The organism is Rhodococcus sp. NPDC019050, from assembly GCF_055664235.1.
This window is the reverse complement of the sequence record NZ_JBVOON010000004.1, coordinates 180,576-195,463: the sequence shown is the minus strand read 5'-3', so window position 1 is coordinate 195,463 and position 14,888 is coordinate 180,576. Positions and strand designations below refer to the sequence as shown.

Genomic DNA, 14,888 nt, shown 5'->3' with positions numbered 1-14,888 from the left:
TCGGCGGTCGTGGACACCCTCGTACGTACGGCCGCGCCGAACGGTGTCGTGGTCTCCTATCGCGAGACCGCGCCGTTCGGCCGCATGCATCCCGTGCCGGTCGTGCTGGTGCACGGGCTCGGCGGTGACGGTCGCACGTGGGCGCGTTTCTCTCGGGTTCTGGCAAAGGCGGGGCGACGTGTCGTCGCCGTCGACCTGCGCGGCCACGGCCGTAGTGGTCGCGCCCAGTCGTATCGGTTCGACGATTTCGCCGCCGATGTCGCGGGTTTGTGTACCCATCTGGGATTCGACACGATCGACCTGGTCGGCCACTCACTCGGGGGACACACCGGCTCATTGATCGCACAGCGGCACCCGGAGCTCATCCGGCGGCTGGTACTGGAGGAAGCCCCGTTGCCCTTGAGAGCGGGTGATCCGGTTCCGCAGATTCCCGCCGGCCGTCCGACGCCCGCCGAACTGTGGCATGCAACCAGCAGCATGATCCTCAATCCGCGCGCCCTCTTCACTTTCGATCGGTCGATGACCGAGACCGTGGTGAGCCAATTCCACACCCCGAATCCTTTGTGGTGGGAACAACTTTCACACGTCCGATCGTCGACCCTGTTGCTGCGTGGCGTCCGCCGCGGCAGTATGGTCGACGCGACGCTGCTCGCTGCGGCGCTGTCGTCGCTACCGGACGGAACGGCGCGGGAGATCCAGTGCGGCCACAGCATCCACCGCGACCGCGCCGAAGATTTCGCGGCCGAGGTCCTGCCGTTCCTCATGGACTGACCCTCGGTCCCTACACTGGTACTCCGTGCGTATCGCGACCTTCAATATCAACGGAATCCGTGCGGCACAGCGACGCGGATTCGAAGAGTGGCTCCGTGAGCGCCAGCCCGACGTGGTCGCACTGCAAGAGGTCCGCGCTCCTGCTGCCGCGGTTCCGCCCGGAGTGTTCGGCAAGTACCACTTCACTTACGAAGAGGGTGTACTGCCGGGCCGCAACGGTGTGGCGGTCCTGACGATGCATCCCCCGGCTGCGGTGCGCACGTGGAGCGGTACGGCACTGGTGCGTGCGCCCGGTGAAGATCACAGTGAGCCGATCGAACTCGAGCGAGTGCCGTTGGCGCGCGGACTGAAAGAATTCGCTGACGAAGGTCGCTACATCGAAGTCGATCTCGCGGATGCACCGATCACCGTCGCGTCGCTGTATCTGCCGAAAGGTGGCATCCCGGCGCACCTGCAGAAGCCCGGTCGTATGCGAGACGAACCGGACGGCGGGATCAGGTACGCGCGCAAGATGCGTTTTCTCGACGCATTCGCACGCCAACTGGGGCGGTCCCGTCGCGCGGCACGCGCGCAGGGCAGAGAGCTGCTGCTGATGGGCGACCTCAACATCGCACACACCCGGTACGACGTCCGGAACTGGCGGCGCAGCAATCAGGCCGAGGGATTCCTCCCGGAAGAGCGGGAGTGGCTCGACTCGCTGCTCTCGGCGCGCACACTCGTCGACGTCGTTCGCAGCAAGTATCCGGGTGTGGACGGCCCGTACTCGTGGTGGTCGTGGATCCCCGGATCGTTCACCCGTGATGTCGGGTGGCGGATCGACTACCACCTTGCGACCCCGGGCCTGGCTCGAACTGCCGTCGCTGCGGGCACCGACCGGGAACCTGCTGAGGATCGACGGATGAGCGACCACGCACCGGTCGTTGTGGATTACGACATCTGAGCCGGCAATCCGTTTCACGGACCATCGACGCGCTGGGGCCAGCCGGGAACGGAAGGCTGGACAACAGGAGGAGCGTCGAGAATATCGCCGTATCGGAAATTTCCGTTGCTGGGCGGATGCTCGTCATCGCAGTAGTCGAGAAGCGCGCGATCTTCGGGATCGTGACCGGAGAAGAAGTCATTTTCCCAACGGGTTCTGAGGCGTACCTCCCAGCCCTCGAAGACATTCCACGACGGATGTCGAGTGCGGACCGCGCGGTCCACACGAGGGACTGGAGTATTCCATCCCGTGCGGGTAATGGCGAGGATGTAGGTATATCTATTGCTCGCGCCGTTCGCTTTCCACGCGTCACCTGTGGGTATGGCTGTATCGGTTTCGTCGGTGCAATAGGCGACGCGATACGACGGGCGTTTGAATCTATCGGGGAGGGGACGCACCTCGAAGACGTGATTGTTCACCGTCCCGGTGCGAGGGTAGGTGCGTCCACCGTTGTCGAGATAGGGCGCTGCCTCGGGGAAGCCTTCATACGCCGATTCGTACTGGCCGGTGATTTCGTAGAACAGTTCAGAATCTCCGAAAGCCCGTGCCACCAGGACTTCAGGGGAGTCCAGGTCCACGCCCGGAACTGCGGTCCAACGGATCGAGATGTCCTCGATAGGGACCCATTCGTAGGGTGGTGGTTCGGTCACAGGCACGCTGTCGGCATGTTCTGTGGGCGCGCCGCACCCTACCGAGAGAACAAGCATGGTCGCGGCGAGTATTGCTAGTGCTGGGCGCATCTTCTCAGTTCGTCGAAGTGAAATGAACGGTGGGGGCCACATCGTGGTAGCTCCGCCGGTATTCGTCGGTGTAGTAATCGAAATGGTTTGATCCGAACTCGTCCTGCATGGCACCCTCTATGAGAGCGTGCACCTTTTGAGGGCTTCGAGTTGACAGCGGATCGGGATCCGGCGAGAGCGTGCCGTCCTCTGCCAATATTCCCGCTGAGGACAGCTCATCGATTGCTTTCGGGTTCTGAGGTTCCCAGTCCGTACCCACCAGCAACCGCGCGATCCGGACATCGTTTTCCGCGGTTATCTGCGCCTCGTTCATCGTGAATGCGAAGTTCTCCGTTGGTGTTTCCGGAATCGTGAAGGTGTCGCGAACACTCGGGTTGAGCATGTCCATGGTCATGCCGATGGTGAAGTTGGCGGGAACGAACGACGCGACCGCGTTGCGCATCATGGTGTAGCCGGTGTCGTAAGCCTGGTTGCGGCGTTCGGCAACCGTGTTCGCGATGTTCTCCTGGTCCCGCGACTGTTCGACGGCCGCGCCGTAGATGCCGGTGTCGACCAGAGCCTGGATGTGGGCCGCGTTTCCCGCGGCCGCGGTGTCGGGGGATATCTCACCCCACTTGTCGGGCTCGAGGAGGCTGCGGACGAATGCGCGATCGTAGGTTTCGTGGAACGCGAGGGCGCCCCCCATGAAAGTGGTGTTGGCGTCGGTTCCCGTCGACATGAGGGCGAATACGCGCTGAGCATGGGCAAAACGCTTGTCGCCGGCGTCACTGGATTCTGCTGCACGATAAGCCCACTCACGGCTGTCGGTGTCGATCCCCGCGAGATGGGGGATGTACCCGACGAGGCCCTGGCTTGTCGCATGCAGCAGCGCAGGATTCACCTCGCCGAGGTTCGAGGTGTCGGGCCCGCTCATGTCCATGAAACGTGAGTAGTTCTCTCCGTGCGAAAGGTATTGGGCCAGACCGAGAGCCGCTCGATCCGCACGGTCGCGGCGTTCGGTGTCGAGCGAGCCGGTATCACCTGGTCCGTGCACGGCGAGGCTCTCCTCCGTCATCCACGATGTCAACCGGCCGAGCGACGCGCCGTCGTCGTTCCACTCGTGGACGAACAACGGCGTGAGGACGGCGTCGCGTCGAGTGTCGGGACTGCCGTCATCGTCGAGATCGCCCGTGAGGATGCGAGCGTTGGATTCGTTGTTTCGGGTGCCGACGTCGAGCATGGCTTCGCCGAGGCGGTCCGGGAAGGCGTACGACGCGGAGGCGATCGCCGATCTGTATGGGGAGTCGGCAAGGCCCACCTGTGTCGCTGCGGATTCGACGAGTTCGACTCCGAGCCGAGCGCCGGGGATTCCGTCGGACTCGGCTACTCGTCCCCAGAACTCGTTTTGGATACCGAGGCGCTGGGCGTAGTGGACGCCCGGATGGCGCAACATCTCGGCATGTGCGCGTGCGGCCGCACCGGGATCGGCTTCGAGCCGGGATCGCTCGAACGGTGAGAGCGAGCGCAGATAGTCGTCGAGAGTCGCAGGTGCGGAGTCCGCCGGATTCAGTTGTACAAGTGCGCGCACGTCCGGCGGGAGTCTGTCCCAGCCGCCGCTGTGCCCGTCGTCGTCGACGATGTTCTCGTTCGACAAGGTGAGGATTCCGGCGCTCAGCGCCCGCCCCGCCGCAACGGCCTGGGGGCTGCTGTCCTCGTCGAGCGCGTTCTGCAACAGAAGGAAACGTTCGACTCCCCCCTGGTGATACAGCTGTTCCAGGTAGCCGATTGCCCCGGCGGGCAGGGATGGGACTTCTCTGCCCGCCGCGAGATCGGCGAGTGAGTTCGCGTCCAAGCCGGCAGCGGTGAGGTTGGCCAGCAATCGCCCGACCTCGTCGCTGTCGAATTTTCCGTCGACGAAGATCGCTCCGTCACGGATCGCTTCGTCGGGGGAGAGCGGCGCGGGTTTCGGAGTGCTCGCCGCGAGATCCGCGACGATCACCCGGAGGAGGCCGGCGTAGTGATCGTCCAGTTCGCCGAGGGTGACCAGTGCGCGCCGGATCGCCTCGGCGTGCTCAGCGGCAGCATCCTGGGTTGCAGTGGCCGAGTCGTCCGCGAGGCGGCCGGGTTTCACGCCGCTGTCGTCGACGGTGAAACCTGCCAGTTCGGCGTTCGCGATCGCATTGCGCGCCGCCAGCACCGACCAGGTGAGTGCGGTATCGGCGCGGCGGAGTTGGTCTGCGACGTGTCGCAGATGCTCGACGACGGCCACGACGGAGCGACGTTCCCTGTCCAGGTGTTTCTCCGCCGCGTCTGCTGCACGTCCCTGCCAGGCCTGCCACAGCGAGCTTGCGGTGTCCGTCAGAGCGACGCGCTCGTTGTCGAGGTGTGCGACAACCGTGTCGACGGCTTTTGCTCTGTCGTGGAGGACTGCGGGCTTCCAGTTGCGGACATCGGTGATCGTGGGGATCACTCGGGAACTGCCCGCGACAATCCGGCGGCGAAGTACTCGTCGGTGTTCTCGTAGTCCGCGGCGACCCGGTCGATGGTGTCGGACGTGGACCAGGCACGGTCGGCGAGGAGTGACACCGAGCGTCGCGACGCGGACTCGACTGCTGCAAGTGCCTCGACGATCGCAGCACCGCCCGGGAATCCTTCGGAGGCGCCCGCCGACATCACGCCGGTGTCGATGAGCCCGATCCGACTCGCGATCCCATTGAAAACCGTTGACAAAGAGAATAATTCGTCGATATCGGCCCTGATCGTATCCGCCATCGTCCCCCCAGACGTTCGGTAGCGCGGACACCATAACGCACAAATCCGACATGGGGGAATCGGGCGCTACCATCATGGGCATGGCACTGACCGAATCGGATCGTCGGCTCATCGGATCGTCGCTGTTGTTCCTGGTGTCCCAGGCCAACATGGGCCGCGTCCTCGGCCCCACCGCACTCACGGTTGGCAGGATTCAGGCCACCCTCTCGGCGGACAAGTACCGGAAGATCCTCGACAACCTGGGTCCGGAGGAGATCAGCCGGTACCGGCAGCACTACTACTGGGACATGGTGCATCCATTGACATTTGCGGTTGCACTCCGGGACGGTGCCCGCGCCCTCGACAAAAAGCGTCCGCTGACACCCCGCACGCGCAGGCTCCTCGCGGCCGCACCTGTGATCGCTGCGGCCGGGGATTACGCAGAGAACATCACCGGGCTGTACCTGCTCGACCATCGCAGTCGCATCGACGACATCACTGTCCGCGCAGCGACGACGATCAGTCTCACCAAATGGGCGTTGGCGCTCGGCTGTTTCGGGTACATAACGCAAGGCTTCCTGCGGGTGTGGGGCACCGCAGCGGTGCGGCGTCTGCGGGGGCGCAAGGGTTGAAGAGGCAACTCTCCGGGGTCGCCGCTGCCACGGGCGAGGTCAGCGGCGACAATCAGCCGGTGACGACCCCCGCTCCGACCTGCTCCGCGCTGTCCGCACTCGACGAGCCGTTACCCGGCACCGCCGCCACAGCCCCGGGGTACGTGTGCCTGGAGGTTCCTTCGGGATGGGGCCGCGACGCTCTCGACGGCACGGCGCTCGGCGCGGAACTCGCCGCCGAAATCTCTGCCCGTGCCGATGCGGCGGGTGTGCGGTTCGTGTTCATCCGCCGGCCGGGGCGCGACGTGGTGCGTCCGACCCGGACTGTCCTGCTCGCCCGCACCGAACCCGGAAACACCTGGTGCGAGCATCTCGAAATCGAGAAGCCCGAAGACTTGCTCGACCTCGTGCCGCACGTGGTGGCCGGCGGTCCTCCCGGTCTCGGTACTCCGGTCGACGAACCGGTCGTGCTCGTCTGCGCACACGGCAAGCGGGACCGATGCTGCGCGGTCCTGGGCCGCCCGGTTGCGGCAGCACTCGCCGCCGAATTCGGTGATGCGGTGTGGGAGTGCTCCCACACCGGAGGTCACCGCTTCGCGCCGTCGATGATTCTGCTGCCCACCGGTTACACCTACGGCCGCCTCGACGCCGCGCAGAGCGCAGCGGCAGTGCGCGCCGCGACAGCCGGCCGGGTGTACCTCCCGGGCCTTCGGGGACGCAGCACCTGGAACGCGTCGGCGCAGGTAGCAGAGATCGCGGTGCGCGAACTCACCGGCGCCGACGGTCTCGACGACTTCACCGTCCACGACTTCAGCGGCGCAGACGGAGCCGAGCCGGTCGTGCATCACCGTGACGGGCGCGCCTGGCGGGTCGAGGTGGAAAAACGTGATCTGCCGCCGCGGCCCGCGAGCTGCGGTGCCGCACCCAAACCGATACATCCGGTCGTCGCGTCCCGGGTGACGCCCGTCCCCGTTTCCGCCGACTCCGGAATCTAGCTCGAACGCGTAGCCAATCGGTTACGCTTTTGGAGTGGACGGAGCGCGTGCGATCGCGGACCCGGTACGCCGGGAGATTCTCGAGCTGCTCCATGCTTCGCCGTTGCCGGCCGGGGCGATCGCAGAACACTTCGCGATCAGCCGCCCCGCCGTCAGCAAACACCTCCGTGTCCTGATCGAGTGCGGCGTCGTCGAGGTGACCGTCGACGGCCGTCAGCGCATCTACGCACTGCGTACCGAGCCGCTGGCGGAGGTCGCCGACTACCTCGGCCGTCTCCTCGGGACATCTCTGCCGCACCGACTCGATGCCCTGGCTACCGAGGTCGCGAGAACCCGGCGTGAACGAAGAGCGACAGCCCCGGTGTCGAACTTCGAGAACGGGTCGAACTTCGAGAACGGAAGGAAAAGAGCATGACCACACCGAAACCGACCGGAAGGCTCGTGAACGGTCCCGACGGGCTCGACCTCGTAGTGACTCGCACACTGCCCGGATCCGTAGAGGACGCATGGGCAAGCATCACCGAACCCGATCGCACTGCGCGTTGGGTCGGACGATGGGAAGGTACCGGCGCCGTCGGCGAAACGATCAAGGTCCGAATGGGTTTCGAGGAAGGCTCGCCGTGGGAGGACGTCGAGATCACCGAGTGCGACGCCCCGCATCGGCTGGGACTCCGGACGATCTCCGACCAGGGCGCGTGGGACGTCACTTTCGAACTGTCCGGCGACGGCGATCGCTCCGAAGTTCGCTTCGTGCATCATCGCGTCGTACGTGCGGATGTCGGTGACGTCGGACCCGGTTGGGAGTATTACCTCGACCAACTGGTGGCATCGGTCTCCGGCGCACCTCCGCGGAACTGGGACGACTACTTCCCCGCTCAACGTGAGTACTTCGAGGAGCAGACGCGATAACGGAGCGCGCTTCGGCCGGCAGTCGCGCTCAGGCCCCTACCAGTGCACGCCGGGGAGCAGTCGTCCGATCCGCCGCAAGGTTGCGCCTCCGGTCAGTGCCGGAAGCACACCGAAAGGTGCAGGTGGCGTAGGTTTCCCCGCTGCGATCTCGCCCCGGGCCGCACCGGAATCGGACGATGCACGATGTAACCGGGAACGAACACGATTGGCCGTCGACGGAGCGAAGAGACTGCCGAATTCGGCGAGGGTCGCCACCGGGACGTCGATGCGGGTGGGCCGCTCGATGAGGGCACGCACGATCATCGCCGCTGCCGTTTCGGGACTTGCCGCGGGAGCCTCGGTGTACTCGTCGGTCGGTGCGATCATCGGAGTGCGCACGAGCGGCATCCGGACAGTGGTGAACGTGATCCCGTCGCTCAGGGTTTCGCCGGCCGCCACCTCGGCAAATGCTTCGAGTGCGGATTTCGAGGCGATGTAGGCCGCGAACCGCGGGGTCCGGGCGGGGACGCCCGCGCTGGTGATGTTCACGACGTGCCCGAAACGCCGCCGGCGCATATGGGGAAGAAGTGCCAGCACCAGACGAACGGCGCCGAAGTAGTTCACCGCCATCGTCCGTTCGAAGTCGTGCATCCGGTCCGTCGAGTGGTCCAGCGCCCGCCGAATGGATCTGCCGGCGTTGTTGACGAGCATGTCGACGTGATCGTGGTCGGCGAGGACGGACGATACGGCGCGGTCCACGGACTCGGGATCGGTGAGGTCGCAGGGATAGGCATACGCGGATCCGCCCGCGGCGCGGATCTGCGCGACAACGGCGTCGAGTTCCTCTTCGCGTCGAGCCAGGAGAAACACCCGCGCTCCGTACTCGGCGACGGCGAGCGCCGTAGCCCGGCCGATGCCGGAGGAGGCACCGGTGATGATCACGTGCCGGCCGACGAGCGGACCGCGCGCGTCTTCACGTCGTGAACGATCCGGGTCCAGGTGCTCGCGCCAGTACCGCCACAGCACCGGTGCATACCCGCGCAGGTCGGGAACCGTGATCTCGCTGCCCTGCAATGCTTCCCGGGTGCACGCACTGTCGAACACCGCCGGAATCGTGAGATGGTCGAGCATCACCGGCGGGATGCCGAGGCGCCGGAGTAGAAGACGCCGGACGGTGTCGAGACCGGGCAGGGTGGTCGACGACAGGAGCGGCCGAACGAGACCGCCCGGCACGGTGGCGACCGGAACGGGTGCCCCTGCCGCGGAAGCGAACGCCGCGAACACTTCCCGCAGCGGCTGCGGACGGGGCGAGACGAGATGGAAGGCGCGGCCGTCGAGCCCGGGCCGGTGTACGAGTTCGACGATCGCGGCAGCGACGTAGTCGACGGGAACCAGGTCCGTGCAGCCTAGGTCGGGCACCACGAGAGGCAGTCCGGTGGGCAGAGCGCCGAGTCGTGCGAGCGCGGGGAAGAAGAAGTACGGCCCGTCGATCTTGTCGATGGCGCCGGTGATCGAGTCTCCGACGATCACGGACGGGCGGTACACCCGCCAGCGGACATCGCTTTCGCGCACCGCTGCCTCCGCCTCGAACTTGGTCCGGTGGTACGGCGTCGGAAATCGCTGCCCGAGATCGAAGTCCTTCTCGGTGAACGTGCCGCGGTGGTCACCGGCAACCGCGATCGACGAGATGTGGTGCAGCGTGGCGTCGAGTCGCCGCGCCAGCGCGATCACGGCACGGGTGCCGCCGACGTTGGTGGCCGCCTGCTCGTCACCTGCGGTCAGGTCGTAGACCGCGCCGAGATGCACGACATGTTCGGCGAGGGGAACCGTCTCCGGCTCCAGACCGAGGTCGCGTGCCGTCAGGTCTCCGACCAGGGCGTGCAGCCGCGCGCCACCCGGCACCGTGTCGGCGAACGCCTCGAACCTGGTCACGGAGCCCCGTCGGACCAGCACGTGTACTTCGGCGTCGGGCCGGGTGGCGAGCAGCCGAGTGAGAACCTGCCGACCGAGAAATCCTGTTCCACCCGTGACCAGGTAGGTTGCCATGCCCGAGAACTTACTCTGAGGTAAGTATCGGGGCCGGAAAACCGGGGTCGCGACCTAGTGACCCAGCCCGACCTTCTCGTGGATGCGCTTCATCCACTTCGGCGCCCACCAGTTGGCCTCGCCCATCAGCTTCACCAGCGAGGGGACCAGAAGCATGCGGATGATCGTCGCGTCGATGATCAGCGCGATGATCATGCCGATGCCCAGGAATCGCATGATCGACAGGCCGGAGATGGTGAAGGCCCCGGTCACCACGATCAGCAGCAGAGCGGCGGCGGTGACGACGCGGCCGGTACGGGCGGTGCCGTATTCCACGGCTTCGACCGTTGTCGCGCCCGCCGCGCGCGCCTCGACCATCCGGGACATGAGGAACACCTCGTAGTCCGTGGACAGGCCGAACACGACCGCCAGGATCAGGACCACGAATGTCGGTTCGAGTGCGCTCGGCACGACCCCGATCCACGATGCGCCGTGCCCGAGTTGGAACACCCAGGTCAAGACACCGAACGTGGCGGCCAGACTCAACCCGGCCATCAGGACCGCCTTGACGGGCAGCACCACCGAGCCGAACGCCAGGAACAGCAACACCAGCGTCGAGACCACCATGATCGCGATCATCCACGGCAGCGCATCGGCAATCGCGGCATTGGCGTCGTCGACGAGCGCGCGTCCGCCACCGACGAGCAGTTCCGTCCCCTCGGGATCGGGGACGGCACGGAGTTCGTCGGTGATGGCACTGGCTCGGGGCGTGCCGTCGACTCCCTGCGCGTACAGCGCTTGCAGCACCGCGACGTCTCCCTGTGAGCCCACGGTGACGGTCTGCTCGATGCCGTCGACGGAGGTCGCCGCTCGCGACACGGCACGGACGGCCTCGGGCGACGGCGTCCTGCCGTCGTCGCTGCGAAGAACGAGAGTGGCGCCGTTCCCGCTGCTGGAGAAGTCGTCGAGGAGTTTCTGTGTCGCGGCGCGCGCCGGACTGTCCTCCGGGAGTGCGGTGTACTCGATCTCGCCGAATCCCGCTTTCAGAACCGGGGTCGCGATGACGAGTAACCCGGCGGTGATGACGATCGCGATCGTGGCGGGGCGCTTCATCACCCTGTGCACGACACCGCCCCAGAACCGCACCGCCCGTGCCTCGCTGCGCGCGGACGCCTCCCTGTCCCAGGTCCAGGCGTTGATTCGGTGGCCGAGCAGGGCGAGCACGGCCGGCACAGCGGTCAGGGACAGCAGGGCAGCGCTGAACACGGACGCCATCGCGCCGAGGCCGAGCGATCGCAGCACCGACTGGGGGAAGACGAGCATGCCCGCGAATGCGCAGATCAGCAGGGCTGCGGAGAACATCACCGTGCGCCCCGCGGTGAGCATGGTGCGTTTCGTCGCGGCGACGACCTCGGATCCCGCGTTCAGCTCTTCACGGAAGCGGCTGACGATGAACAGGCCGTAGTCGATCGCGAGTCCGAGGCCGATCAGCGAGGTGATGTTCAGCGCGTACGACGACACCTCGGTGAACATCGTGAGCAATCGCAGCGTCGCGAGCGAGGAGAAGATGGCGAGAACACCGACGAAGACGGGGACTGCTGCCGCGACGATCCCGCCGAAGATGAACACCAGCAGCAGGAGGGTCACCGGGATCGCGATCGCCTCCGAGACGATCAGATCGTGTTCGAGGGTGGAGGTGAATTCCACTCCGACGACGGTTCCGCCGGCGAACTGCGAATCGATTCCGGGAACCTCGAGCATCTCGAGGACCGTCGGGAAGTTCGCGTTGGTGACCCCCGAGTTCTCTCCCAGGATGATCGACGCCGCGACACTGCGCTGATCGGTGGAGACCAGCAGCTGGTTCATCGGCGGCGGCGCCGTCCAATAGGTCGTGACGGAGGTGACGGGGACTTCGTCGGTGAATTTACCGAGGGTGTCCTCGACGTCGTCTCGGATGTCGTCGATGCTCTGGCCGTCGGGGGCGGTGTACATCGCGATGATGTCTGCTGTCTGCGGACCGAAGGTGTCGTAGATGATCTTCTGGGCCTGCATGGACTCGCTGCCCGCGACGTAGTACCCGGTGCCGGAGAGTTTTCCGAACACCCCCACTCCCCAGATTCCGGCAGCCAGGACCACCAACAGGACTGCGGCGAGAACCCACCGACTTCTGGTCACCACGATGTCGGCCCAGCGGTTCATGCACACTCCCGGTTCGTCTGCCTCGGTTACCGAACGGCAACTGTACTGGCGGGAGATCCGGGGTTCGCAGCGCTACCGGTGTAGGGGTCCGACGACGGACAACGCCCGGCAATTCACAGGCGTCCCGATTCGCTCGAGCGAGAAGAGAGGCGGACCGGCGCGCCCGATGCCTCACGGCGTCTCGCGCAACGTGGCTCCAGCCGGACGGTATTCCACGAAGGCCGTTAATACTGGCTCCGGGGCGTACTGACGCGCCGATCCAACCGGTTCCAACGCCACGGGTTCGGGAACTATTCCCCGCCTCGTTCTCGCAGGTCAGCCGCCATGCCCGTCGTGTTCGCCCGGGGGCGAGTGCTCAGCGGCTCCACCCGGATGGGCTGCATCCTTTTCGTCCACGACGACGAACTGCGCCATCATTCCGTCGTCCTCGTGCCGCAACAGGTGGCAGTGGTACATGTACGGCATGGTGGGGTCGCTGTTACTCCCGAACCGCACGAGAAGCCGCACCGTGGTGTTCGGAGGAATGAACACGGTGTCCTTGCGTCCGCCGAGGAGAGGATCGTTCACCGGCGTACCCGCGGCATCCACGACAGCGAACTGCACATCGTGGATATGGAAGTTGTGGTGGGTGCCGCTCCCGTTCGTCACTTCCCACAGCTCGGTAGAGCCTGCCGGGATGACATCGTCGATGCGGTTCATGTCCATTTCCCGGCCGTTGATCATGGTCGTCCCGTTCAGGTCGATGCGGCGTACCGTGCCCGGTTCGCCGAGGTCCTCGAACGTGGTGAGTCGTTCCGGCAGCTCTGCGGAGCCCTCGAGGGCCGCAGCGGGGCGCAGTTCGAGAACGTCGAATCTGTCGTCCCCGCCGGAGAAGCGGCGCTGAAAGAAGTCGACGTCGAGGTCGGGCGACGTACTGCGCAGGACATCCCGGGTTCCGGGTTGCGGGCGCACCACTATCTCGGCGCGCTCACCGGGAGAGAGCTGCACGTTCTGCACGGCTGTGGGATGTTCGAGCAGGCCGCCGTCGGTACCGACGAGATCGAACGGCCGGCCGGATTCGAACGAGAAATTGAAGACTCGTGCGTTCGACGCGTTGAGCAGTCGCAACCGAACGGCCTCCGTCGTGACATCGAGATACGGCCGTGGAGTGCCGTTGACCAGGATCTCGTCGCCGAGTGCCCCCGCAGTCGAGAAGAAACTGGTGCCCGTGTCGAGTTGGTCGCCGTCGAACTTCTTGTCCTGGACGATCAGCGGAATGTCGTCGACGCCGTACGCCTGGGGCAGCGCCCGGCCACCGCGCGTGGGCGCATCGGCCGGGTCGTCGAGGAGGAACATCCCCGCCAGACCCCTGTACACGTGCTGTGCGGTGCTGCCGTGGAGATGCGGGTGGTACCAGAGGGAGGCGGCGGGCTGATCTACGGTCCAGTTCGGTGACCAGGTCTCCCCGTCGTCGACGGTCTGGTGCGGGCCGCCGTCCATCACCGCGGGCAGACGCATGCCGTGCCAGTGCACCGTGCTCGTCTCCCCGAGCTGATTGGTGACATCGACGCGGACCTTCTCACCCCGCGCCGCACGCAGAGTCGGACCGAGGTAGGACCCGTCGAAACCCGACGTCCGAGTGGCCGGTCCGTGGCCGAGATCGGTCGTGCCGTTCTGCAAGGACAAATCGAACACGCGGGTTCCGTCCGCGGTCACGGTGCCCGTTTCCTGTGGCGGAACCTGGACCGGTCTGTCGAACGGGACCCGGCCGACGGTATCGACGTCGGCGCTGCTCCACGTGTAGGCCACGGCGGAGGCGCCGGTGACCGCCGCCACCAGAGCGACAGCGAACAGCGCAACGAGGACCCGGACCAGACGTTTCATACATCCATGGTTGTCCTCGGTGCGATACGGCACCTCCGGTGCGGAACCGGATCTTGCCCTGGGGGAGAACCCCGAAGATCAACGCTGGTGACCGTGCCTCCCGGTTCCGGCAGCGCCGGAGGCTCGCGCATCACTAGGGTTTTCGTCATGCGTATCCATCTCGGCCCGGACCACGACGACCTCCTCGCAGCGGCGATCGCCGACGGCGGTGCCACCGTGTCGTCACTCGACGATGTGGATGCCCTCGTCTGGCACGGAGGTGCAGAGGATTTCCCACCGCTGCCCGAGCGGGTGCGCTGGGTGCAGCTCGCCTACGCCGGCATCGAACCGTTCTTTCGTGCAGGTCTCGTCGACCCGACCCGAACCTGGACGAACGCGTCGGGGATCTATGCCGACAACGTGGCCGAATACGCGGTCGGAGCCCTGCTCGTGGGTCTGCGCCGATTCCATACCGCGGTGAAGGCGGACCGGTGGAGCAAGGATCGGATCGACCCGCTCGTTCGCCCCTTGCACGGATCGACGGTGGCGATCGTGGGGTGCGGTGGAATCGGCCGGGCGATGATCCCGCGACTTCGCGCGTTCGGTGTGGACGTCGTCGCCGTCACCCGATCCGGACGCCCGGTCGACGGAGCATCGGTGACGCTGCCCGCCGAGCGCACGGCGGAGGTGTGGACGAAGGCCGACCACTTCGTCGTTGCCGCGCCCGCCACGGCAGCCACCGACCGGCTCGTCGACGCCGCCGTCTTCGAGACCATGCCGGAAACCGCGTGGCTGGTGAACGTGGCACGCGGCAACCTCGTCGACACCGATGCGCTGGTCGATGCGTTGCGTGCGGGCGCGATCGCCGGCGCGGTGCTCGACGTGACCGAACCGGAACCGTTGCCGGACGGACATCCGTTGTGGCGCTTCGACAATTGCGTGATCACCCCGCACGTCGCGAACACCCGCAGCGGGCTGACGGCTGCATTCGCGCCCACTCTGCGTGAGAACGTCCGGCGGTTCGTCGCGGGGGAGGACCTCCTCGCGCGCGTCGATCCGTCGGCCGGATACTGAGCACTCTGTCCGCAAGTCCCGATGTCGGGTGTGC

At 66.1% G+C, this 14,888-nt stretch carries 13 protein-coding genes; 7 read left to right on the top strand and 6 right to left on the bottom strand.

Features of this window, described 5'->3' with window-relative positions; all coding sequences use genetic code 11:
• The first annotated feature begins 9 nt into the window (after nucleotides 1-9).
• The gene (locus AC0B44_RS07230; RefSeq protein ID WP_471902252.1) at nucleotides 10-771 is read left to right on the top strand and encodes an alpha/beta fold hydrolase; all 762 of its coding nucleotides are present in this window, start codon (nucleotides 10-12) and stop codon (nucleotides 769-771) included.
• Nucleotides 772-796: 25 nt separating this feature from the next.
• A complete protein-coding gene (locus AC0B44_RS07225; protein ID WP_471902251.1) occupies nucleotides 797-1,711 on the top strand; it encodes an exodeoxyribonuclease III in 915 nt (304 codons plus the stop codon).
• Nucleotides 1,712-1,725: 14 nt separating this feature from the next.
• Here the strand turns inward: AC0B44_RS07225 and AC0B44_RS07220 are convergent, their stop codons facing one another.
• The 3 genes from AC0B44_RS07220 to AC0B44_RS07210 all read right to left on the bottom strand — a co-directional run bounded on the left by AC0B44_RS07220 (nucleotide 1,726) and on the right by AC0B44_RS07210 (nucleotide 5,142).
• Complete coding sequence (locus tag AC0B44_RS07220) at nucleotides 1,726-2,406, bottom strand: hypothetical protein (protein WP_471902250.1); 681 nt, start codon at nucleotides 2,404-2,406, stop codon at nucleotides 1,726-1,728.
• An 88-nt stretch (nucleotides 2,407-2,494) separates the two neighbouring features.
• Entirely contained in the window at nucleotides 2,495-4,939 is a 2,445-nt protein-coding gene (locus tag AC0B44_RS07215) for a WXG100 family type VII secretion target (protein ID WP_471902249.1), read from the bottom strand.
• The gene (locus AC0B44_RS07210; RefSeq protein WP_471902248.1) at nucleotides 4,936-5,142 is read right to left on the bottom strand and encodes a hypothetical protein; all 207 of its coding nucleotides are present in this window, start codon (nucleotides 5,140-5,142) and stop codon (nucleotides 4,936-4,938) included. Before AC0B44_RS07210 ends, AC0B44_RS07215 begins: the two co-directional genes overlap by 4 nt.
• 179 nt (nucleotides 5,143-5,321) lie before the next feature.
• Here AC0B44_RS07210 and AC0B44_RS07205 point away from each other — a divergent pair, with 179 nt between their 5' ends.
• The 4 genes from AC0B44_RS07205 to AC0B44_RS07190 are packed head-to-tail and all read left to right on the top strand — an operon-like array spanning nucleotide 5,322 to nucleotide 7,735.
• Entirely contained in the window at nucleotides 5,322-5,852 is a 531-nt protein-coding gene (locus tag AC0B44_RS07205) for a hypothetical protein (RefSeq protein ID WP_471902247.1), read from the top strand.
• Nucleotides 5,853-5,911: 59 nt separating this feature from the next.
• Nucleotides 5,912-6,826 (top strand): sucrase ferredoxin, encoded by a 915-nt coding sequence (locus AC0B44_RS07200; RefSeq protein ID WP_471902246.1) that lies wholly within the window; start codon nucleotides 5,912-5,914, stop codon nucleotides 6,824-6,826.
• 34 nt (nucleotides 6,827-6,860) lie between these two features.
• Nucleotides 6,861-7,241, top strand: a complete 381-nt coding sequence (locus AC0B44_RS07195) for an ArsR/SmtB family transcription factor (RefSeq protein ID WP_471902245.1) — start codon at nucleotides 6,861-6,863, stop codon at nucleotides 7,239-7,241.
• Complete coding sequence (locus AC0B44_RS07190) at nucleotides 7,238-7,735, top strand: SRPBCC family protein (RefSeq protein WP_471902244.1); 498 nt, start codon at nucleotides 7,238-7,240, stop codon at nucleotides 7,733-7,735. Before AC0B44_RS07195 ends, AC0B44_RS07190 begins: the two co-directional genes overlap by 4 nt.
• A gap of 36 nt (nucleotides 7,736-7,771) precedes the next feature.
• On the opposite strand, the gene AC0B44_RS07185 is transcribed toward AC0B44_RS07190, so the two are convergent.
• From AC0B44_RS07185 to AC0B44_RS07175, 3 genes are all read right to left on the bottom strand, one after another.
• Entirely contained in the window at nucleotides 7,772-9,760 is a 1,989-nt protein-coding gene (locus AC0B44_RS07185) for an SDR family oxidoreductase (RefSeq protein ID WP_471902243.1), read from the bottom strand.
• A gap of 54 nt (nucleotides 9,761-9,814) precedes the next feature.
• Nucleotides 9,815-11,938, bottom strand: coding sequence for an MMPL family transporter (locus tag AC0B44_RS07180; RefSeq protein WP_471902242.1), 2,124 nt, complete (start codon nucleotides 11,936-11,938; stop codon nucleotides 9,815-9,817).
• A gap of 315 nt (nucleotides 11,939-12,253) precedes the next feature.
• Nucleotides 12,254-13,801, bottom strand: coding sequence for a multicopper oxidase family protein (locus AC0B44_RS07175; protein WP_471902241.1), 1,548 nt, complete (start codon nucleotides 13,799-13,801; stop codon nucleotides 12,254-12,256).
• Nucleotides 13,802-13,948: 147 nt separating this feature from the next.
• On the opposite strand from AC0B44_RS07175, the gene AC0B44_RS07170 reads away from it, so the two are divergent.
• Entirely contained in the window at nucleotides 13,949-14,854 is a 906-nt protein-coding gene (locus AC0B44_RS07170) for a D-isomer specific 2-hydroxyacid dehydrogenase family protein (protein WP_471902240.1), read from the top strand.
• Nucleotides 14,855-14,888 lie beyond the last annotated feature (34 nt).

What these genes read in the sequence shown, in the direction of transcription:
- AC0B44_RS07210 (WP_471902248.1), bottom strand. Translation starts at nt 5,142, where the DNA reads ATGTCGGCGGGCGCCTCCGAAGGATTCCCGGGCGGTGCTGCGATCGTC.
- AC0B44_RS07190 (WP_471902244.1), top strand. Translation starts at nt 7,238, where the DNA reads ATGACCACACCGAAACCGACCGGAAGGCTCGTGAACGGTCCCGACGGG.
- AC0B44_RS07175 (WP_471902241.1), bottom strand. Translation starts at nt 13,801, where the DNA reads ATGAAACGTCTGGTCCGGGTCCTCGTTGCGCTGTTCGCTGTCGCTCTG.
- AC0B44_RS07205 (WP_471902247.1), top strand. Translation starts at nt 5,322, where the DNA reads ATGGCACTGACCGAATCGGATCGTCGGCTCATCGGATCGTCGCTGTTG.
- AC0B44_RS07170 (WP_471902240.1), top strand. Translation starts at nt 13,949, where the DNA reads ATGCGTATCCATCTCGGCCCGGACCACGACGACCTCCTCGCAGCGGCG.
- AC0B44_RS07180 (WP_471902242.1), bottom strand. Translation starts at nt 11,938, where the DNA reads ATGAACCGCTGGGCCGACATCGTGGTGACCAGAAGTCGGTGGGTTCTC.
- AC0B44_RS07185 (WP_471902243.1), bottom strand. Translation starts at nt 9,760, where the DNA reads ATGGCAACCTACCTGGTCACGGGTGGAACAGGATTTCTCGGTCGGCAG.